Raw genomic sequence first — 19172 nt, forward strand, 5'->3', positions numbered from 1 at the left:
CTCCCCGTCACTATACGGGGAGAGGATGCCGGCAGGCAGGTGAGGGGCGGCGCCAACTTCAACAATTGGCGGTCTCCGTCGCCGGCCAGAAACGAGGCAGGAGCCGCGCACCATGGCGCCTAGCTTCGGCATCGCCTTCGGCGGCGGCGGGGCGCGCGGGTTGGCGCATATCCATGTCATCGAGGCGCTGGACGAGTTGGGCATCAAGCCCGTGGCGATTGCCGGCTCGTCGATCGGCGCCATCATGGGCGCCGGCATGGCATCGGGCATGACCGGCAAGGACATCCACGACTATGCCCGCTCGATCCTCGGCCGCCGCGCCCAAGTGGCGAGCCGCATGTGGCGGGCGCGGCCGGGCACCATCGCCGAAGCCATGCAGGGCGGCATCCGCGTCAGCCAGTTCAACGTCGAGCGCATCCTGAAAGCCTTTCTGCCCGAAGCCATTCCCGAAACCTTCGGCGAGCTGCAAATCCCGCTGAAGGTGACGGCGACCGACTATTTCGGCCACAAGCTGGCTGTCTTCGAAGACGGCGACCTGCACTCGGCGCTGGCGGCCTCGGCCGCCATCCCCGCCGTGTTCCGGCCGGTGACGCGCGACGGCAGGCTGCTGATCGACGGCGGCATCTACAACCCCGTGCCGTTCGACCTGATCGAAAACGACGCCGACATCATCATCGGCGTCGACGTGGTCGGCGCGCCGGAAGAGGCCGACCGCAAACAGCCGACCTCCGTCGACCTGATGTTCGGCGCCACGCAGCTGATGATGCAGTCGATCACCGCCAACAAGCTGAAACAATGCCGCCCCGACATCCTCGTCCGCCCGGCAGTGTCGAGATACCGCGTCCTGGATTTCCTGAAGATCGATGCTTTGATGAACGAGACGGTGGATATCAAGGACGAGCTGAAGCGGCAGGTGGAGAAGGTGGTTGAGGCGAGGAGTGGGAAGGGCAAGCGCGGGAAGCGGCTGGCTGGGTGAGGGCGGTTTGCCGTTGAAATCTCGCGCTGTGACCCCATCAATCTCTGACGGAATATTGACAATAAACCTTTGACCTTAACTGCGCCGTTTCATAGCGTGAGAGGGGGGCTATATGGATTCGCAAGTTCAAATCGACAGTATTTCACCACGTGCTTTCTTGCGCTGGGCAGGTGGAAAATCGTGGCTCGTTCGTCGGTTCGAGGACATATTCGGACCGATATCGTTTACTCGGTATCACGAGCCTTTTCTCGGTGGCGGCTCCTTCTTTTTTGCGGCCGCCACTAACGTCGTATCTTACCTCTCTGATAAGAATGAAGCTCTGATTGAAACCTATCAAAGCATCAAAGATGATTGTGACAGTGTTATCGAGCAGATGCGATCTTATGAGAACACCTCCGATGAGTACTACCGGATTCGCGCTTTGAAATCGGAGGACCGCTTCGAACGAGCGGCTCAGTTTGTCTATTTGAATCAAACTTCGTTCAATGGGATCTACCGTGTAAATCTTAAAGGTGTTTACAATGTTCCCTACGGAAGCCGTACAAAGAAATTTCTAGACGAAAATGTAATTCGTTCTGCTTCAAAGGCTTTGTCTGTCGCCGTACTTCAGAGTAAAGATTTTGCTGAAACGATCGGCGACGTGGCAGCTGGTGATCTCGTGTTTATTGATCCGCCATATACGGTTTCTCATAACAACAATGGCTTTATAAAATACAATAAATCTCTATTTTCTATCGATGATCAAGGCTCGTTTCGAGCCATTTGGATCTCCAATCCCGGGTGCGTCTTCGCGAGCGGGAATTTTGCATCTCCCGCCTCAATATCGATCCCTATATGTGATCGATGGGCAACACCGCCTATATGGCTATAGCGACAGCGAATATTCCGGCAGCAATAGCGTGCCTGTGGTCGCGTTCTTGGATTTACCCAGAGAAGAGCAGCTCCGCTTGTTCATGGAGATCAATGAGAACCAGAAAGCGGTCTCTAAGAACCTCAAGCACACTTTGGATGCAGATCTGAAGTGGGACTCAAAAAATTTGGCCGAAAGGGCCGAAGGAATAAAGAAACAGCTTGCACAAGAACTCGGAGAGAACGTCACTTCTCCTCTTTTTAACCGTGTTCTGGTGGGGGAGGATCAGAGGACTGACATCAGAGTAATAACCTTGGAAGCTATTTTGCGAGGTTTGAATCAGACCAAATTTGTTGGGAAGTTCACGAAGGACTCGGTGCGCGAGCAAGGCTTGTTCAATACTGGCGACAGCGCGGCCACAGTTGAGAAATTAAGGCGAGTTCTATCAGCTCTCTTCATATACATAGCGACAGAATACGAAGTCGAATGGATGCGGCTCCCAAAGGATGGTGGCCTCCTAACCATCAATGATGGGGTGACCGCTCTCATCATGGTTTTCGGCGATGTCTTGGAGCACATGGATCGCACGGCACAGATAAAGCCTCTGACAGAAAACCCAGATAGTATCCTTGAAAAGGCAGCGACGTACCTTGATGGTCTGAAGCCGTACTTTCGGAAATTGACCGAGCCAGATAGAGCAGAACTAAGAAAGAAGTATGGTAGCGGCGCTCCGACTCGCCTCCGGAGAATTTTCCAGAGAGCAATCAATGATGCTCGCGAGGATTTCAACCCACTTGGCTTAAAAGAGTACTGGCGGGATCAGTCAAAGCTATACAATGTGGAAACTTACTCCAGGGTGGCTGACATAGAAATAAAGCTTCGCGATGACGTGAAGCAGCTTCTCATGCACGAGCACGGTGCCATGTGGTTGAAAAAAGGACTTCCGGAAAAGCTATTCACTCATCTGTCTACTGAAGCAGCAAAGAAGAACCGCCTCATCGAAAAAGATGAGGACGAAAAGACTCCTTGGGATTGCTTGAATTTGATTCACATCCGAGAAATAGTCATGCATGGCGCTCAATGGAGCACGCTTTTCCAGAAGAGCTTCACTATCCCGGGCCAAGAGTCCAAAAAGAAAGAGGATAAGACGAGCTGGCTCGTTAAGATGAATGGTATTAGAAATAACGCCGATCATGAATACAGTGTTTCGAAAGACGACGCAGATTACGTAGCTGCGATCCACGATTGGCTTATTCTAGGAGACCATACAGATATCGCCTCTCGTAACTCTGGAAGCGAACTTGAAGCCCAAGCCGACGATTAGCACGAATCGCCAGAGGGGGAATCGGCTGGAAATCAGTCCTTCGCCCGCTCCACATAAGCCCCATCGGCCGTCATCACCACCACGCGGGTGCCTGGCGCGATGTGCGGCGGCACCAAGGTGCGCACGCCGTTGGACAGCACGGCCGGCTTGTAGGATGACGAGGCCGTCTGGCCCTTGGTCGTCGGCTCGGTTTCGACCACTTCGAAGGTGGCGCGCTGCGGCAGCACCAGGGAAATGGCAATGCCGTTGAACTGCGACACCTGCACGGCCATGCCTTCCAGCAGGTAGGGCGCCATGTCGCCGACCACGGCTTCCGACACCGCGACCTGGTCGTAGCTTTCCGGGTTCATGAAATGAAAGCCTTCGCCGTCGCGATACAGGAACGTGTGCTCGCGCTCTTCCACATAGGCGCGCTCCACCTGCTCGGTGGTGCGGTAGCGTTCCGAGACCTTCACCCCGTCGCCGATGCGGCGCATATCGAGCTGCGTTACCGGCGTGCCCTTGCCTGGGTGGATGTTTTCGGCAAAGAGGATCACATAAAGCTTGCCGTCCTTGTCGACGACGTTGCCTTTGCGGAGCGAACTGGCGATGACTTTCACCACGGTTTTAAATCCTGCAAGAAGAGTTGACTGGCGTTTGCCAGCTTGTGCGGCGCTGGATGGGGGCCTAGCGCATCTTGGCCGCCGCCGCCAGCCCCCTTCCACCATGATCCGAGCCGCATGACCGAAGCTTCGCCCTGGTGGACGCCTGACGTTCATGCAGACCGCCGCCCGCGGCTGATGCTGCGCAACGGCATCGCCGCCAGCTTGCGCGACTGGTTCGCCGCCCATGATTTCGTCGAGGTGCAGACGGCCGCGCTACAGGTCTCACCCGGCAACGAGGCGCATCTGGCGGCTTTCGCCACCGATGCGATCGGGCCGGACGGTGCAAGGGCGCCGCTCTATCTCCACACCTCGCCGGAGTTTGCCTGCAAGAAGCTGCTCGCCGCCGGTGAGGTCAGGATTTTCAGCTTCGGCCCGGTCTATCGCAACCGCGAGCGCGGCCCCTTGCATCATCCCGAATTCACCATGCTCGAATGGTACAGGGTGGGCGAGGCCTATGAGAGCCTGATGCTGGATTGTGCGGCCTTTCTGGCGCTGGCCGCGACAAGGGCAGGGGCTACTCTTTTCTCTTTCCGGGGCCGCGACTGCGATCCGTTTGCCGAACCTGAACGGCTGACGGTGGCGGATGCCTTCTCTCGCCATGCCGGCATCGATCTGCTGGCCACGGTCGCCGCCGACGGCAGCACCGACCGCGACGCGCTGTACGCCGCCTTGACCCAGGCCGGCCTGCGCACCGCGCCGGACGACAGCTGGGCGGACCTGTTCAGCCGGGTGATGGTGGAAAAGGTCGAGCCGTTCCTCGGGCAGGGCCGCGCGACCATCCTGTGCGAATATCCGGTGACCGAGGCGGCATTGGCGCGGCCGAGCCCGCGCGACCCACGCGTGGCGGAGCGCTTCGAGCTGTATTGCTGCGGCGTCGAACTCGCCAACGGCTTTGGCGAGCTGACCGACGCCAAGGAGCAGCGCCGGCGCTTCGTCATCGAGATGGATGAGAAACAGCGCATCTATGGCGAGCGCTATCCGCTGGACGAGGATTTCCTCGCCGCCCTTGCCATCATGCCGCCGGCCAGCGGCATCGCGCTCGGCTTCGACCGGCTGGCGATGCTGGCCACCGGCGCGCAAAAAATCGAGGACGTGATCTGGACGCCTGTTGCCTGAGGCGCGGAAAGATCTGGCCTATTCGATTCCAGGGATCAAGACTGGACCGTGACCCCGAACCAAGAGACCACATGATCGGTACTGGATTTCACGGTCAATCGGGAAGATCTACAGTGGCTGCTTCTGAAACGGTCGAAATCGCCATTGTCGGCGCCGGAGTTGTCGGGCTGGCGACGGCACTTCGCCTTGTCGCGGACGGCCGCGAAATCCTGCTCATCGATCCGAACGAGCCGGGCTCCGGCGCGTCATCAGGCAATGCCGGAACGATCGCCGAATATGCCTGCATGCCGGTCGGCACTCCTGCGGTGCTGCGGGCGTTGCCAAAGCTGCTGCTTGATCCCGACAGCCCGTTTTCGCTGCGCTGGCCGGCGCTGCTGCAGCTGGCGCCATGGCTCGTTCGGTTCATGCGGCAATCGCTGCCGGCGGCCACCCGGGCCAATGCGCTGGCGCTCGCCGGACTGCTGGCCGACGCCCTCCCGGCCTGGGAAGACATGGCCGGGGAGGCCGGGCTGGAGGACCAGCTGCGCCGCAATGGCTGTCTTTACCTCTATCGCCGCGAGAGCGATTTTGCCGCTGGCGCCGGCGGCCGGGCAATGCGCGCTGGGTTTGGCATCCACCAAGAGGTGCTGACTCCCGAACAGGTGGCGGCGCTTGAGCCGGGCCTGCCGGCGACAGCAGCGCATGGCGTGTATTTTCCCGACTCGATCAATGTCACCGATCCGGCAATGGTGATGCGGCGGTTGCTGGGCGCGGTGAGTGCCCGTGGTGCATCGGTGAAGCAGGCTGAGATCACCGGACTGCAGGTCGAGGGTGACGGTGTCCAGCTCAGCGGACCCGGCGTTCGCATCAAGGCTGGCACGGTGGTGATCGCCGCCGGTGCACGGTCGCGCGCACTGGCCGCGCAGGCCGGCGACAGGATTCCGCTCGAGACCGAGCGCGGCTATCATCTGGAATTCCAGACCGAAGCGCCGCTGCTCAACCGACCTGTCTGTCCCGTCGATCTTGGTTTCTACCTGACGCCGATGGCGGGCCGCTTGCGGGTCGCCGGCACCGTCGAACTCGGCGGCCTGGTCGCGCCGCCAAATCCGCGCCGGCTGGCGCTGCTTGACCGTGGCGCCAGGCAAATTTTTCCCAGGCTCGGCTCGCCTGCCTCGCAATGGCTCGGCTTCCGGCCGTCCCTGCCGGATTCCAGGCCGGTCATCGGCGCTTCGCGCGGCAGCTCCCGCGTAATTCATGCTTTCGGGCACGGCCATCTCGGCCTGACGCTGGCTCCGATCACCGCGCGGCTGGTCGCCGACTTGATCGGCGGACGCGGCGATCCGGCTCGGCTCGCACCTTTCGCGGCGGGCCGTTTCGGCCGTTGATCGACCGATGCCCTCGATCTGAGTTAGTGCGCGAAAACCTGCTCCAGCGAGCGAAAACCCTTGAATTCCAAGGCATTGCCCGAGGGGTCGCGGATGAAAAGCGTTGCCTGTTCGCCGGGCTCGCCCTTGAAACGCACCATCGGCCGTTCCAGCCAGTCGATGTCGTCACGCGCCTCCAGCCGCGTCGCCAGGCGCTGCCAGTCGTCCATCAAGAGCACGGCGCCGAAATGCGGGATCGGCACGACAATGCCGTCGACCTTGCCGTCACTGGGGGCCTGTGCGGCCTGCGGACGCAGATGCGCCGACATCTGGTGGCCGTAAAGGTCGAAATCGACCCAGGTCGCCGATGAACGGCCGATCGCACAGCCCAGCACCTCGCCATAGAAAACGCGGGTTTCATCGAGATCACGGACCGGGAAGGCGAGATGGAAAGGCGTCATCGAAATGCTCCGTGCAAGCTGCGAACCGATTTTGCGTCACAGGGTTCGCGGTTTTGAACCGCCCACCCTGCATTTTGATTGAAGCCTATGCCATTGCACAAGCCGGACCGGAACAATAGATGGGTGGGCAACGGCCGCACACCGGCCGCACCAGCAGGATTTCAGGCATGACCGATATATCAGACGCAGCAAAATTGACCGACCGCGTCGCGGCCCTGGTCGAGGCTGCCAAGAAGGCCGGCGCCGATGCCGCCGACGCGGTGGCCGTGCGCGGCCGCTCGACCGGCGTGTCGGTGCGTCTCGGCAAGGTCGAGGCTACGGAAGCCTCCGAGAGCGAGGATGTGGCGCTGCGTGTTTTCGTCGGCGGCCGCGTGGCGAGTGTCTCGGCGACAGCGGCGTCCGACCCGAAAACGCTGGCCGAACGCGCTGTTTCCATGGCGAGAGTCTCGCCTGAGGATCCCTATCAGGGGTTGGCCGACCCGGCATTGCTGGCCAAACAGACACGCGATCTCGATCTATTCGACGCCACCGAGGTGTCCGCCGACCAGTTGAAGGAAGCCGCATTGGCGGCGGAGGCGGCAGCGCTTGGCGTCAAGGGCGTGACCAATTCGGCCGGCGCCAGCGCCGGTGCCGGCCTCGGCGGCCTGGTGCTGGCCACCTCGCACGGCTTCCTCGGCCACTATGTCGGCTCGCGGTTCTCGCGCTCGGCCAGCGTCATCGCCGGCGAGGGCACCGGCATGGAGCGCGACTATGAATTCTCATCGCGCCAGCACTTTGCCGATCTCGATGCGCCCGAGGACATCGGCCGCAAGGCCGGTGAACGCGCGGTGCGCCGCATCGGCGCGCGCAAGGCAGCGACCGGGCCGGTCGACGTGGTGTTGGACCCGCGCGTCGCGCGCGGCATCGCCGGCCATCTGGCCGGCGCCATCAACGGCGCCTCGGTCGCGCGCAAGACCTCGTTCCTGCGTGACATGATGGGCAGGCAGGTGGCCGCCTCCGCCATCACCGTCACCGACGAGCCGCTCCGGTTGCGTGGCCAGGCCTCACGGCCGTTCGACGGCGAAGGCGTCGAAGGCGAAAAGCTGTTGATGGTCGAGAAGGGCGTGCTCAACCATTGGTTCCTGTCGACCTCGGCCGCAAGGGAACTGGGCCTCGTCACCAACGGCCGCGGCGCCCGCGGCGGCTCTTCCGTGACGCCATCCTCCACCAATCTCGCCATCGAGCCGGGCGAGCGGTCGCCGGAAGAGCTGATCAGATCGCTCAAGACCGGCTTCTATGTCACCGAGGTGTTCGGCCAGGGCGTCGACATGGTCACCGGCGAATACAGCCGTGGCGCCTCGGGTTTCTGGATCGAGAACGGCGAGCTGGCCTATCCGGTCGCCGAGGTCACCATCGCCTCGAACCTGAAGACCATGTTCCTCAACATGGTGCCGGCCGATGACCTCGACCGTAATTTCGGCACCGCCGCCCCAACGCTCCTGATCGAAGGCATGACCCTTGCCGGAGCATGACTTGACCATAGCCGGGGCCACCGAAGATTTGCCGCTGCTGCGCGATGCTGCCCGCGAGGCGGGGCTCATCGCCATGCGCTACTTCGGCAACAGCCCGCAAGTCTGGATGAAGGGCGGCACATCGCCGGTCAGCGAGGCCGACCATGCCGCCGACGCCTATCTGCGCGAAACGCTGCTGGCGGCGCGGCCGGACTATGGCTGGCTGTCGGAAGAGACGGTCGACGATCCGGTCCGGCTTTCGGCACGCCGCACCTTCGTCGTCGACCCGATCGACGGCACGCGCGGTTTTCTGGAAGGCCAGCGCACCTGGTGCGTCAGCGTCGCCGTCGTCGAGCGTGGCCGTACGCTGGCCGGCGTGCTGGAATGCCCGGCGATGGAGGAGACCTATTGGGCGCTGCCCGGCCAGGGCGCCTTCCGCAACGGCAAGCGCATTGCGGTTCGCAAGCTTGCGGAAACGGCCGAGATTTCCGGGCTGAAGCAGTTGACCGACCTGATGCCGGCCGAATGGCAGGCGCGGCTGAAGCGAGCGCCCTACAGCCCTTCGCTGGCTTATCGGCTGGCGATGATCGCCAATGGCGCGCTGGATGCCACTTTCGTCAAGCCGAATGCGCATGACTGGGATATCGCGGCGGCCGACCTCATCCTGCGCGAGGCCGGCGGCCAGCTGCTCGACCAGCACGGCCGCGCTCCGCTCTATGCCGGCGAGGTGACCCGTCACGGCGCCCTTGCTGCCGGCAGCGGTGAATTGCTGGCCGTGCTCGCCGGCGTCATCGCCGGCCTGGACGCGTGAAGGCGTTTTCCCCGGCGAGATGAATTCATCTCGCCCTAAAGGTTCCAAAGTTGGCGGCTTTGGTCTAGACCTGTGACAAACTCACGATATGTGAAGGACCGACATGGCCGCGGAAGACGGAAAGAAACAGCTTTTGCATCTGGTGTTCGGTGGCGAACTCAAGAAGCTTGGCGGCACCGAATTCCGCGATCTCGAGGGCCTCGATATCGTCGGCATCTATCCCGACTATCAATCCGCGCACACGGCGTGGAAAGCCAAGGCGCAAGCCAGCGTGGACAACGCCCACATGCGTTACTTCGTCGTTCATCTGCACCGGCTGCTGGACCCCGACAACAAGGCTGCCGGTTGACTTCGATGGAGCATGACCTGGCGAAAGGGCCAGCAAGCGATGCCGCGCCCACGGGCAGGGGACGCAGCCGCACGACCAAGGCGTTCTGGCGCAAGATTCGCCAACCGCTGGCGCAGTCGCGATTCGTCAAGAACGCAATCGCCAGCCTGTTCGCCCAGTTCGTGCGCTTCGTGCGCCTCACCAATCGCGTCGTCGAGGGATCGGCACGGTTTTCGGGCGGTGCCTATACCGAATTCGAGCCTGGCATCATCGCCTTGTGGCACGGCCAGCATCTGCTGACGCCGGCCTATTACCCCAAGCGCAAGCCGCTGGTCGCCATGGTTTCGCGCAGTGCCGATGCCGAGCTCAACGCTTTGATGCTGGAAAAATTCGGCATCGAGGCTGTGCGCGGCTCCGGCGGGCGGGAAAATGCCAGGCACCTCGACAAGGGTGGGGCAAAAGCGCTTATCGCCCTGAAAAAGTCGCTCGCCGTCGGCAAGAACGTCGCCATGATCGCAGATATTCCGCACGGCACGCCGCGAGACGCAGGGCTTGGCATCGTTCTCCTGGCGCGCCTCTCGGGCCGGCCGCTTGTGCCTGTCGCCATCACCACCAGCCGCCGCAAGGTACTGGAGAAGAGCTGGGACAAGACCACCATCAACCTGCCGTTCGGCCGTTCGTCGATCGTCATCGGTCAGCCGATCTTCGTGGCGGCCGGCGCCGATGACGCCGAAATGGAGCGCAAGCGCCAGGAAGTGACGACCGCGCTCAATGCCGCGACCGCCGAGGCCTACCGTCTCGTGGATGCCCCGCGATGAGCGGCCGCTGGGCGCGAGCCATGCTGTCGGCATACCGTTTCGCGGGTGCGGCCGCCTATCCGCTGGTCGGGCCCTATGTGGCCTGGCGCACCTCGCGCGGCAAGGAAGACCGCTACCGCCGCCGCGAGCGCTATGGCGTCGCCGGCCGCGCGCGCCCCGACGGGCCGGTGATCTGGATCCACGCCGCGAGCGTCGGCGAGACCATCGCCGTCGTGCCGCTGGTCGAAAGCATTCTCGACTACGGCGTCAACATCGTGCTGACGACCGGCACGGTCACCTCGGCGCAGGTCGCCGACGAGCGTCTCGGTGATCGGATCATCCACCAATACGTACCGCTCGATCTCAAGCCGGCGGTCAGCCGGTTCCTCGATCACTGGCAGCCGGATCTGGCGATCATCGCCGAATCCGAGATCTGGCCGATGACCATCCTCGAGCTTGGCGCGCGCCGCGTGCCGCAGGTGCTGGTCAATGGCAGGCTGTCCGACCGCTCGTTCAAGTCGTGGAAGAAACGGGCCAACATCGCCGAGGCGTTGTTCGAGAACCTGGCTCACGTCGTGGCGCAGTCGGATGTCGATGGCGAGCGGTTTCTGGCGCTCGGCGCCCGGCCGGTCACCGTGTCGGGCAATCTCAAGGTCGATACCTCGCCGCCGCCCGTCGACGAACGGGCGCTGGCGACGCTGCGGCGGCAGATCGGCACGCGCCCGACCTGGGCGGCGATCTCGACCCATGACGGCGAGGAAGTGGTCGCGGCTGAAGTCCACGCGACGCTGCACAAGCGCCACCATGGTCTCCTGACGATCGTCGTTCCGCGTCATCCCGATCGCGGCGAGGCGCTTGCGGCACAAATTTCCGGCATGGGCCTGAAGGTCGCGCGACGCAGCAAGGGCGACAGGATAGCCGCCGACACGGATATATTGCTCGGCGACACGATCGGCGAGATGGGGCTCTATCTCCGGCTGACCGAAATCGCCTTCGTCGGCCGCTCGCTGACCTCCGAGGGTGGCCAGAACCCGCTGGAGCCGGCCATGCTCGACACGGCGGTTCTCGCCGGGCGCAATGTTCAGAATTTTCGCGAGGCCTACCAGCGTCTCCTCGACAGCGGCGGCGCCAAGCTGGTGCGCGATCGCGACATGCTGGCCGGCGCCGTCAATTTCCTCCTGACCAACGAAGTGGCGCGCCACGAGATGATGGCGGCGGGTGTGGCGACCGTCGACGAGATGCGTGGCGCGCTGGCGCGCACGCTGAAATCGCTTGAGCCCTATATCCAGCCGCTGGTCGTCAAGTCGCGCCTGAAGGGCGCGAACGGTCGCTAGCGTGGCCTCCGAAGCACCACCATTCTGGTGGGAAGAGCCGGACTGGCGGGTCCTGGCACTGTCGCCGCTATCGGCCATCTATGCGGCCGCCGCCGGCCGCGGCATGCGGCGGGCCAAGCGCGAGAAGATCGAAGCACCCGTTCTGTGCATCGGCAATTTCACGGTTGGCGGCACCGGCAAGACACCGGTGGCCATCGCGCTCGCCGAGCAGGCGAAGCGAATGCATCTCAAACCAGGCTTCCTGTCGCGCGGCCATGGCGGCTCGTTCGCCGAGCCGCATGTCGTCGATATCGACCATGACAGTGCCAGGCACGTCGGTGACGAACCGCTGCTGCTCGCCGAGCACGCGCCGGTGGCGGTGACACCGAACCGCGCCGCCGGCGCCCGGCTGCTGCTGGAACGCAATGGCTGCGATTTCCTGATCATGGATGATGGCTTCCAGAGCGCCCGCATCCACATCGACTACGCGCTGGTCGTCGTCGACGCGCGCTATGGGATCGGCAATGGCCGCGTCATTCCGGGCGGGCCGCTCAGGGCCAAAATCGTCGACCAGTTGGTCTTCACCAGCGGGCTGTTGAAAATGGGCGAGGGCACTGCCGCTGACAGCGTGGTCCGCCAGGCGGCACGCGCCGGCCGGCCGATCTTCGAGGCCCATACAGAGCCAAGCGGCAAGGCAGGGCTTGCCGGCAAGCGGTTCCTCGCCTTCGCCGGTATCGGCCATCCCGAGAAATTCTTCGACACGGTGCGCGAAGCCGGCGGCGAACTGGCGTTGACGCGGCCGTTTCCGGACCATCATTTCTATGCCGAGGACGAACTTGCCGAGTTGGTGGCGACCGCACGCGCCGAAGGGCTGGTGCTCATCACCACCGCCAAGGACGCCGCCCGACTGCGCCACGGCGCCTCACAGGACTTTCTCGACCGGCTCGAGGTGCTGGAGATCGACACTGTCTTCGAACTCGATCACGTTCCCGAGCGCATCATCGACGAGACGCTCGATGCCTGGCGCCAGCGCAAGCTGAAGGGTTAACCGCGTTTACGCAGCTCCGGATGCATCTCGATTTCGCGGCGCAGCGAGGCGGTGGCGCTGATGTAGGGCTCCTGCCTGGCGACGCTCCAGTATTTCAACTCGTCGAGCGGAATGCTTTCGCCTGTCACCGCGCAACGCACGAACGCGCCGGGACTGGTAACCTGGAAGTCGCCATCCAGATAGCGGATGCGGGCTTCCTTGCCGCCGGGGCCTTCGAAACGGTTCATCATGCGGGGACGCCAGGGTTCATGAGGATTTCATCGCCATAAATTCCCGGCGAGGTCAAGCATGCGACAAGCCTGAGACAATGCTGAACGCTTATTGTGAGGCGGAAAAATGGTGTTGGTGGGCCGCAATGGACATTTCCTCCACTCGTCTTGCCGCCTTGCTCAGGGAAGTGATGACGCCGCAGGCCGTGCCCTCGGGGCAGGCTGATCCAGTCATGACGGCACTGGTCAAGGCGCTGGTCCAACCGCCGGCGCCGTCTCTGCTCGCACAACAGACAGCGCCAGCGCTGTTGACTTTGCCGGCCGCGCCAATGGCCGTCAAATCGCAGCAGATCGCATCGGCTGGCATCGTCGATGCCTATCTTGCCCAACTTGAGACGGGCGAAGAGGCGGCGTTGGCAACGATCGCGGCGAGAAAGGCAAAACCCGAAGCCGAAACGCCGCGAGCCTTCTTGCCGCCTTCGACAACGGCCAATGATAATGCTCCTGCCAAGGTTGCGGGGCTGTCATTGCTGTCGCTTATCCCGCCGCAGGCTCCAGTCCCGCGCAACGCTGCCGCTTTGGGTGCATTGGCGGGCAGGCACAGGCCGGTCAATCAATCCCATGGTGCGGCGCCGAACCCTGAGCACTTGCTGGTGAAGGTCGGCTTTGTTTCGATAGTGGCCGGTTTGCTGGGAACCGTGATCCTTGGGTTCGTTCTGTTGTTGCTTCGCTGAGCTTCGAATCGGCTGGTTCTCGATATATGCCCGGCGGAAGGCCTACCGCTCGGCTTCGATGAACGCCTCGATCTTTTCCGGCGCCAGCCCGGCCTCCGCCGCGATGCGGCGGGCGAGGTCGGCGGCTGCGGTACGCGGCCGCCCGATCGGCCGGTCGAGCCAGTAGGACACCGGATTGAGCGCGGTGCGCTCATCGACGGGCGTGATGCGGCCCGATTGCAATTGATGCCCGGTCAGGGGTGGGCGTGCCAGCGCGATGCCGAGCCCATAGGCGGCGGCGTCGAGCACCAGATTGTAGTCCTCGAAGCGACGGTCCTGCGGGCGCGGGCGATAATCCATGCCTTGCGCGGCAAACCAGGCGCGCCAGGCAGACGCGTCGGAATCGTTGATCAGCGGATATTTGAGCAGCCGGGCAGGGTCGCCGCGGCCGATCTCGCAGGCAAGCTCGGGTGACGCGACGGGGAAGACATGTTCCTCGAAAAGCTGCACCGAGACGCGGCCCGGAATGCCGCCGCGTCCACAGCGGATGGAGAGATCGATGCCCTCATCGGCAAGGTCGGCCTGGCGGATATCGACATCGAGCACGATGCGCAGCTTCGAGGGATTGTTCTCCAGAGCCGCCATGCGCGGCATCAGCCACAGCCCGCTGACCGAGGGGATCGAGGTCAGCCGCACCACCGCCGTGCCACGCGGCTCGACCCAGCGGTCGGAATGGGTCGATATCAGCGCAAAGGCTTCCGCCGTGCGCAGATGCAGCCGGTTGCCCTCGATCGTCAGCGAGACGCCGCGCGCCCCACGGTCGAAGACTTTCAATCCCAGCCAGTCCTCGAGCTTGGCGATCTGCCGGCTGACGGCGCCATGGGTGATGTTGAGCTTTTCGGCGGCCGCCGAAAAGCTGCCTGTTCGCGCCGCCGCATCGAAGGCGCGCAGTGTTTCGAGCGGTACCATTGTGTCCGAGCTGTGATCCATAGTCACAGGTGATCCTCGATTTGGTCGTTTGTCAACTGGCCTGAAATGGCGTTTTCTGCCTTTCAGGACCGAAGAATGCGAGGGCAGTGAGATGAACGCAATGACGGGCACGTTGAATTCGACACAGCGGATGGACACCACGGCAGCCATTGCTGTCGCGCTGACGGTGGTTGGTTGGGCCTCCGCCTTTCCGGCGATCCGCGCCGGTCTCGCTGCCTTCGGACCGCTGGAACTCGGCGCGTTGCGCTTTGCCATCGCCGCGGTGCCGGCGGCGATCTTCCTGGCCATCAAGCGCCCGGCGCTGCCAAGGCTCGACGAAGTGTGGCGCCTGGTCTTTGGCGGCGCCATCTTCGTCGCGCTCTACACCGTCATGCTCAATTTCGGCGAACTGACCGTCTCTGCCGGTGCCGCCGGCTTCATCATCAATGTCAGCCCGATCTTCACCGCCATCATGGCGATGGTCCTGCTGGGCGAGCGCTTTTCGGGCATGGCCTGGGCCGGCACGGTGATTTCCTTCGCCGGCATTGGCGTCATCGCCATGGCCGACGGGAATGGACTGTCTTTTAACAGCGGTGCTCTTCTGGTGCTTGGTTCGGCCTTGTGCTCGGCCGTCAACACCATCGTCCAGAAGCCGCTGTTTGCCCGCCATCATCCGTTGACCATCTCCGCTTCGAACATGGTGCTCGGCGCACTATGCCTGGCGCCCTTCCTGCCGTCGGCCTTTTCGCAGGCGGCGGTTGCCGACACAGCAGGCCTCGGCGCCGTCATCTTTCTTGGCATCGTGCCCAGCCTGATCGCCTATGCCGCCTGGGCGACCGCACTGTCGCGTCTGCCCGCCGCACGTGCCTCCAACTTCCTCTATCTGGTGTCGCCGATGTCCGCGCTGATCGGCTTCTTCTGGCTGGGCGAAGTCCCCACGCTGCTCGGCATAATCGGCGGCGCGCTGGCGCTGGGCGGTGTCATCGTGGTGAATTTGAAGAGATGAATATTGCCGGCCGTCCGCTTCCCTCATTCGGGAACGATGCCTCGGTCAAACGCGTTTAGCCGGTGTTTATTCGACGGAGGTCCGAATGCCGGGTGCAACGACGCACCGACGCATGCAACTGGGTGATCTATCCATTTTCTATCGCGAGGCAGGGCCGCCAGAAGCACCTGTCTTGCTGTTGCCGCACGGCTATCCCTGCTCTTCGTTCCAATTCCGCCGACTGATGCCGGCGCTCGCCGACCGCTGGCGAACGATTGCATTCGACTGGCCGGGCTTCGGATACAGTGGCACACCAGATCCGGCCGCCTTTGGCTATGATTTCGACGCCTATTGCGACGTGCTTTCCAAACTTGCCGATGAATTCGGTCTCGAACGCTACGCCTTGTGGCTGCATGATTACGGCTCGCAGATAGGACTCCGGCATGCGATCTCGCACCCGGAGCGGATCAGCGCCCTGATCATCCAGAACGGCGACATCTACGAGGACGTGCTTGGCTCCAAATACGCCACGATCAAGGCTTGGTGGACCGACAAGACGCCCGACAAGCACCGTCCGCTCGAGGCCGCGGTAAGTGAGGACGGGTTCCGGGCCGAGTTCATCGGGGAAGTGTCTGACGACGTCGCCACGCGCGTGCCGCCCGATCTCTGGAGCCTCCACTGGCCATTGATGAACACGCCGGTTCGTCGGCAGATCGCCGTCGGTCTGATGGAGAAGCTGGAAGCCAATCTCACCTGGTTTCCGCGCTACCAGGCTTATTTGCGTGAACACCATCCGCCCACGCTGGTCCTTTGGGGGCCAGAGGATGGCTATATGCCCGCGGCGTCGGCACGGGCCTATCATCGCGATCTGCCCGATGCGGAACTGCATCTGATCGAGGGGGCGGGTCACTGGCTGCTGGAGACACATTTCGACGACGCGCTGCCGCTGGTCCGCGATTTCCTGGCTCGTGTTCACGGCTGATCACAGCCGGCGTCCGCCATGCTCAGTTTGCTGTCCGCCTGACTGAAGGAGAACCTCATGCCGACCAAACCGACGATCGCGCGCATCTGGCGCGGCCGCACCCGCCGCGACGTTGCCGACGCCTATGAGCCATACCTGCGTGCCGAGGGTATTCCGCCCCTCGAGAAGACAGCGCTTGGCGTCCAATTGCTGCGCGAGGACCGCGATGCCGAGACGTGGTTCACAACCATCTCGTATTGGGCCGACATGCAGGCGATGACCGCCTTTACCAAAGGCGAACCGACCAAAGTCCATCAACTGGACCGCGATCCCGAGTTCCTGATCGAACTGCCGGAGCGGATCGACATCCACCGGATACTCGTCGATCGCCAGGGACTGCGCTGAACGGCGAATTTGGTGGTTCGCAATCTCGCCTTCTTCGCGGTGATGTCGCTGATCTGGGGTCTGACCTGGGCGGCGATCAAGCTCGGTCTCGATGACGTGCCTCCGCTCCTGCTGGCGGCGGCACGCTATTTGCTGACCGCCGCGCTTCTGGCAACAGCGGTGCGTGGAGCCGGCGCGGCGTTCGCCCACGGGCGAACGGGGCGGACGATAATCTCGGCATTGCTGGTCAACACCAGCACCTACGGTCTGCTTTTCTGGGGAATGCAGCACGTGCCCTCGGGATTGTCGGGGCTGGTCAACCTGGCGCTGATTCCGATCCTGCTGTTCGCGATTGCCGCATTCACCGGCGAGGAGCGGCCGACCTGGCGCCACGCTTCCGCGCTCGCTATCGGCAGCATCGGGCTGGTTGGGCTGTTCTGGACGCGGCTTGGCGCGGGAAGCGGTTCGGGCGGCTATCGCCGTCCGAAAAGCCGTTCGATATCCGCCAGCTTGAGTTCGATATAGGTTGGCCGGCCGTGGTTGCAGGTGCCCGAGCCAGGCGTCGCCTCCATCTGCCGCAGCAGGGCATTCATCTCCTCGGCCTTGAGCAGGCGGCCGGAGCGCACCGAGCCGTGGCACGCCATGGTCGCGGCTATTTTGTCCAGCCGCTCCTTCAGCGTGTCGACCGTGTCGTTGTCGGCGATCTCGTCGGCGAGGTCGCGCACCAATTGCCCGACATTGGTCTCGCCCAGCATCGACGGTGTCTCGCGCACCGCGACGGCGCCGGGACCGAAGCGCTCGATGCCGAGACCGAAGTGGGCCAGCGTTTCCGAATGCAGCGCAAGCCGCTCGGCATCCTCCTCCGGCAGGTCGATAATCTCGGGCAAAAGCAGCATCTGCGAGGGCACCGGGCGCGAGTGCAGCGCATTCTTCAGCGCCTCGTAGACCAGCCGTTCATGCGCCGCATGCTGGTCGACGATGATGAGCGAATCCCTGGTCTGGGCGACGATGTAGTTCTCATGCACCTGGGCGCGCGCCGCGCCCAGCACCGCGCCGAGCAGGGTCTCGGCCGCTTCATCCTGCCCTGCGCGTGCATCGGCGCTGGCAAGCGGACCGGCATCGAAAGCCGCTTGCTCGTTTTCACGCAAGCCGCGCTGCTCGAAGCCCGCACCCTCGAAACCCGTATCGAGCGGTCGCTGCGACGACCGGACGGGATCGAAGCCGGACGGGCCCGACGCGCGGTAGGCCGCGTCGTAGCTGCGGTGGCCGTTTGCCGGTCCGCCGTGGCCGTAGGATGCGGCCCCTGGCCGGAACGCCGCCATCATGCCGGCGGCACCCGTAGTGGCGGCGCGGACGCCGGCATCGGCCAGTGCCTGTCGAATTGCCCCGACGATCAATCCGCGCACAAGGCCGGGATCGCGGAAGCGCACATCGGCCTTGGCTGGATGGACATTGACGTCGACGATGGCCGGGTCGAGCGTCAGGAACAGCACCGTCACCGCATGGCGGTCACGCGGTAGGACGTCGGCATAGGCACCGCGTATGGCGCCGGCGATCAGCTTGTCGCGCACCGGGCGGCCGTTCACATACGCATATTGCTGCAGCGCGTTGCCGCGGGTGAAGGACGGGATCGACACGTGGCCGGTCAGATGCACGCCTTCGCGCATCGCATCGATGGCAACCGAATTGTCGGGAAAGTCGGTGCCCATCACCTGGGCGACACGGCGCAGGCTGCCTTCCGCGCTTTCATCCGCCGCCGGCAATTCCAGCGTCGAGCGGTCCGAGCCGGCCAGCGTGAAGCGCACGGCGGGGAAGGCGATGGCGATGCGCTTGACCACATCGCTGGTGGCCGAGCTTTCGGCGCGTTCGCCCTTCATGAACTTTAACCGGGCCGGCGTTGCGAAGAACAGGTCGCGCACCTCGATCGTGGTGCCGCGATTGGCCGCCGCCGGCCTGACAGGCAGAACGCGGCCACCCTCGATGCCGATCTCGGCGGCGCTGTCACTTGCTGCCGTGCGCGAGCGGATCGACAGTCGCGACACCGAGCCGATCGACGGCAGCGCTTCGCCGCGGAAGCCCAGCGAGCGGATGTCGTTGATATCCTCGGTGAGCTTGGAGGTGCAATGACGTGCGATCGCCAGCGCCAGCTCCCGTTCGGGAATGCCGGAGCCGTCATCGGTGACGCGGATCAGGTTCAGCCCGCCGCCGGCTGTGACGATCTCGACGCGCGAAGCGCCGGCATCGAGCGCATTCTCAACCAGTTCCTTGACGACGCTCGCCGGACGCTCGATGACTTCGCCGGCGGCGATCTGGTTGATCATCGTTTCGGAAAGCTGGCGGATGGGCATGGCAGCACTATAGGCGGATTCGAGACGGATGCGGAAGGATTCGGTGTTGCGGAACAGTGGATAGGCTGGCGAGACAGCACCTCCCTGCGGCCTGCCAGAGGG

General features: G+C 63.4%; 21 protein-coding genes. 16 read left to right on the forward strand and 5 right to left on the reverse strand.

Annotated features, from left to right (window positions below; all coding sequences use genetic code 11):
• Window positions 1-112: 112 nt before the first annotated feature.
• From EOB49_RS18480 to EOB49_RS18490, 3 genes are all read left to right on the forward strand, one after another.
• Complete coding sequence (locus EOB49_RS18480) at window positions 113-976, forward strand: patatin-like phospholipase family protein (RefSeq protein ID WP_127381828.1); 864 nt, start codon at window positions 113-115, stop codon at window positions 974-976.
• 112 nt (window positions 977-1088) lie between these two features.
• Window positions 1089-1847 (forward strand): Dam family site-specific DNA-(adenine-N6)-methyltransferase, encoded by a 759-nt coding sequence (locus EOB49_RS18485; protein WP_127381829.1) that lies wholly within the window; start codon window positions 1089-1091, stop codon window positions 1845-1847.
• Window positions 1780-3150, forward strand: a complete 1371-nt coding sequence (locus EOB49_RS18490) for a DGQHR domain-containing protein (protein WP_245472750.1) — start codon at window positions 1780-1782, stop codon at window positions 3148-3150. Before EOB49_RS18485 ends, EOB49_RS18490 begins: the two co-directional genes overlap by 68 nt.
• A gap of 32 nt (window positions 3151-3182) precedes the next feature.
• On the opposite strand, the gene efp is transcribed toward EOB49_RS18490, so the two are convergent.
• Window positions 3183-3752, reverse strand: a complete 570-nt coding sequence (efp, locus tag EOB49_RS18495; RefSeq protein ID WP_027038615.1) for an elongation factor P — start codon at window positions 3750-3752, stop codon at window positions 3183-3185.
• A gap of 117 nt (window positions 3753-3869) precedes the next feature.
• On the opposite strand from efp, the gene epmA reads away from it, so the two are divergent.
• On the forward strand, window positions 3870-4910 hold the full coding sequence (gene epmA / locus EOB49_RS18500; RefSeq protein WP_127381831.1) for an EF-P lysine aminoacylase EpmA: 1041 nt from the start codon (window positions 3870-3872) through the stop codon (window positions 4908-4910).
• 113 nt (window positions 4911-5023) lie between these two features.
• Window positions 5024-6274 (forward strand): FAD-dependent oxidoreductase, encoded by a 1251-nt coding sequence (locus tag EOB49_RS18505; protein WP_127381832.1) that lies wholly within the window; start codon window positions 5024-5026, stop codon window positions 6272-6274.
• 23 nt (window positions 6275-6297) lie between these two features.
• On the opposite strand, the gene EOB49_RS18510 is transcribed toward EOB49_RS18505, so the two are convergent.
• Window positions 6298-6714, reverse strand: coding sequence for a VOC family protein (locus EOB49_RS18510; RefSeq protein ID WP_013532348.1), 417 nt, complete (start codon window positions 6712-6714; stop codon window positions 6298-6300).
• A gap of 167 nt (window positions 6715-6881) precedes the next feature.
• On the opposite strand from EOB49_RS18510, the gene EOB49_RS18515 reads away from it, so the two are divergent.
• The 6 genes from EOB49_RS18515 to lpxK all read left to right on the forward strand — a co-directional run bounded on the left by EOB49_RS18515 (window position 6882) and on the right by lpxK (window position 12501).
• A complete protein-coding gene (locus tag EOB49_RS18515; protein ID WP_127381833.1) occupies window positions 6882-8225 on the forward strand; it encodes a TldD/PmbA family protein in 1344 nt (447 codons plus the stop codon).
• A complete protein-coding gene (locus EOB49_RS18520; protein ID WP_127266859.1) occupies window positions 8212-9015 on the forward strand; it encodes a 3'(2'),5'-bisphosphate nucleotidase CysQ in 804 nt (267 codons plus the stop codon). The genes EOB49_RS18515 and EOB49_RS18520 overlap by 14 nt, the downstream gene beginning before the upstream one ends.
• Window positions 9016-9118: 103 nt before the next feature.
• The gene (locus EOB49_RS18525) at window positions 9119-9364 is read left to right on the forward strand and encodes a DUF4170 domain-containing protein (protein WP_127257990.1); all 246 of its coding nucleotides are present in this window, start codon (window positions 9119-9121) and stop codon (window positions 9362-9364) included.
• Between the two features lie 5 nt (window positions 9365-9369).
• On the forward strand, window positions 9370-10161 hold the full coding sequence (locus EOB49_RS18530) for a lysophospholipid acyltransferase family protein (RefSeq protein ID WP_013532344.1): 792 nt from the start codon (window positions 9370-9372) through the stop codon (window positions 10159-10161).
• Window positions 10158-11474: a lipid IV(A) 3-deoxy-D-manno-octulosonic acid transferase gene (gene waaA, locus EOB49_RS18535; RefSeq protein ID WP_027038607.1), complete on the forward strand. Its 1317-nt coding sequence runs from the start codon at window positions 10158-10160 to the stop codon at window positions 11472-11474. The genes EOB49_RS18530 and waaA overlap by 4 nt, the downstream gene beginning before the upstream one ends.
• A 1-nt stretch (window position 11475) precedes the next feature.
• A complete protein-coding gene (gene lpxK, locus EOB49_RS18540) occupies window positions 11476-12501 on the forward strand; it encodes a tetraacyldisaccharide 4'-kinase (RefSeq protein ID WP_127381834.1) in 1026 nt (341 codons plus the stop codon).
• On the opposite strand, the gene EOB49_RS18545 is transcribed toward lpxK, so the two are convergent.
• Window positions 12498-12731 carry a DUF2093 domain-containing protein gene (locus EOB49_RS18545; RefSeq protein WP_031213688.1) on the reverse strand — a complete coding sequence of 78 codons (234 nt, stop codon included), beginning with the start codon at window positions 12729-12731 and terminating at the stop codon, window positions 12498-12500. The genes lpxK and EOB49_RS18545 overlap by 4 nt on opposite strands.
• Before the next feature lie 77 nt (window positions 12732-12808).
• Here EOB49_RS18545 and EOB49_RS18550 point away from each other — a divergent pair, with 77 nt between their 5' ends.
• On the forward strand, window positions 12809-13444 hold the full coding sequence (locus EOB49_RS18550) for a hypothetical protein (RefSeq protein WP_245472751.1): 636 nt from the start codon (window positions 12809-12811) through the stop codon (window positions 13442-13444).
• Window positions 13445-13486: 42 nt separating this feature from the next.
• Here the strand turns inward: EOB49_RS18550 and EOB49_RS18555 are convergent, their stop codons facing one another.
• The gene (locus EOB49_RS18555) at window positions 13487-14413 is read right to left on the reverse strand and encodes a LysR family transcriptional regulator (protein WP_127381835.1); all 927 of its coding nucleotides are present in this window, start codon (window positions 14411-14413) and stop codon (window positions 13487-13489) included.
• 91 nt (window positions 14414-14504) lie between these two features.
• Between EOB49_RS18555 and EOB49_RS18560 the strand changes: the two genes are divergently transcribed.
• From EOB49_RS18560 to EOB49_RS18575, 4 genes are all read left to right on the forward strand, one after another.
• Window positions 14505-15398 (forward strand): DMT family transporter, encoded by an 894-nt coding sequence (locus EOB49_RS18560; RefSeq protein ID WP_127381836.1) that lies wholly within the window; start codon window positions 14505-14507, stop codon window positions 15396-15398.
• A gap of 85 nt (window positions 15399-15483) precedes the next feature.
• Window positions 15484-16359: an alpha/beta hydrolase gene (locus tag EOB49_RS18565; RefSeq protein WP_127381837.1), complete on the forward strand. Its 876-nt coding sequence runs from the start codon at window positions 15484-15486 to the stop codon at window positions 16357-16359.
• Window positions 16360-16416: 57 nt separating this feature from the next.
• Complete coding sequence (locus EOB49_RS18570; RefSeq protein WP_127381838.1) at window positions 16417-16743, forward strand: hypothetical protein; 327 nt, start codon at window positions 16417-16419, stop codon at window positions 16741-16743.
• Between the two features lie 12 nt (window positions 16744-16755).
• Entirely contained in the window at window positions 16756-17247 is a 492-nt protein-coding gene (locus EOB49_RS18575; RefSeq protein WP_127381839.1) for an EamA family transporter, read from the forward strand.
• Here the strand turns inward: EOB49_RS18575 and mutL are convergent.
• A complete protein-coding gene (gene mutL, locus EOB49_RS18580; RefSeq protein ID WP_127381840.1) occupies window positions 17196-19070 on the reverse strand; it encodes a DNA mismatch repair endonuclease MutL in 1875 nt (624 codons plus the stop codon). The two genes, EOB49_RS18575 and mutL, sit on opposite strands and share 52 nt — an antisense overlap.
• Between the last annotated feature and the right edge of the window lie 102 nt (window positions 19071-19172).

It is taken from the genome of Mesorhizobium sp. M7A.F.Ca.MR.148.00.0.0, assembly GCF_003997735.1.
Lineage (GTDB): Bacteria > Pseudomonadota > Alphaproteobacteria > Rhizobiales > Rhizobiaceae > Mesorhizobium.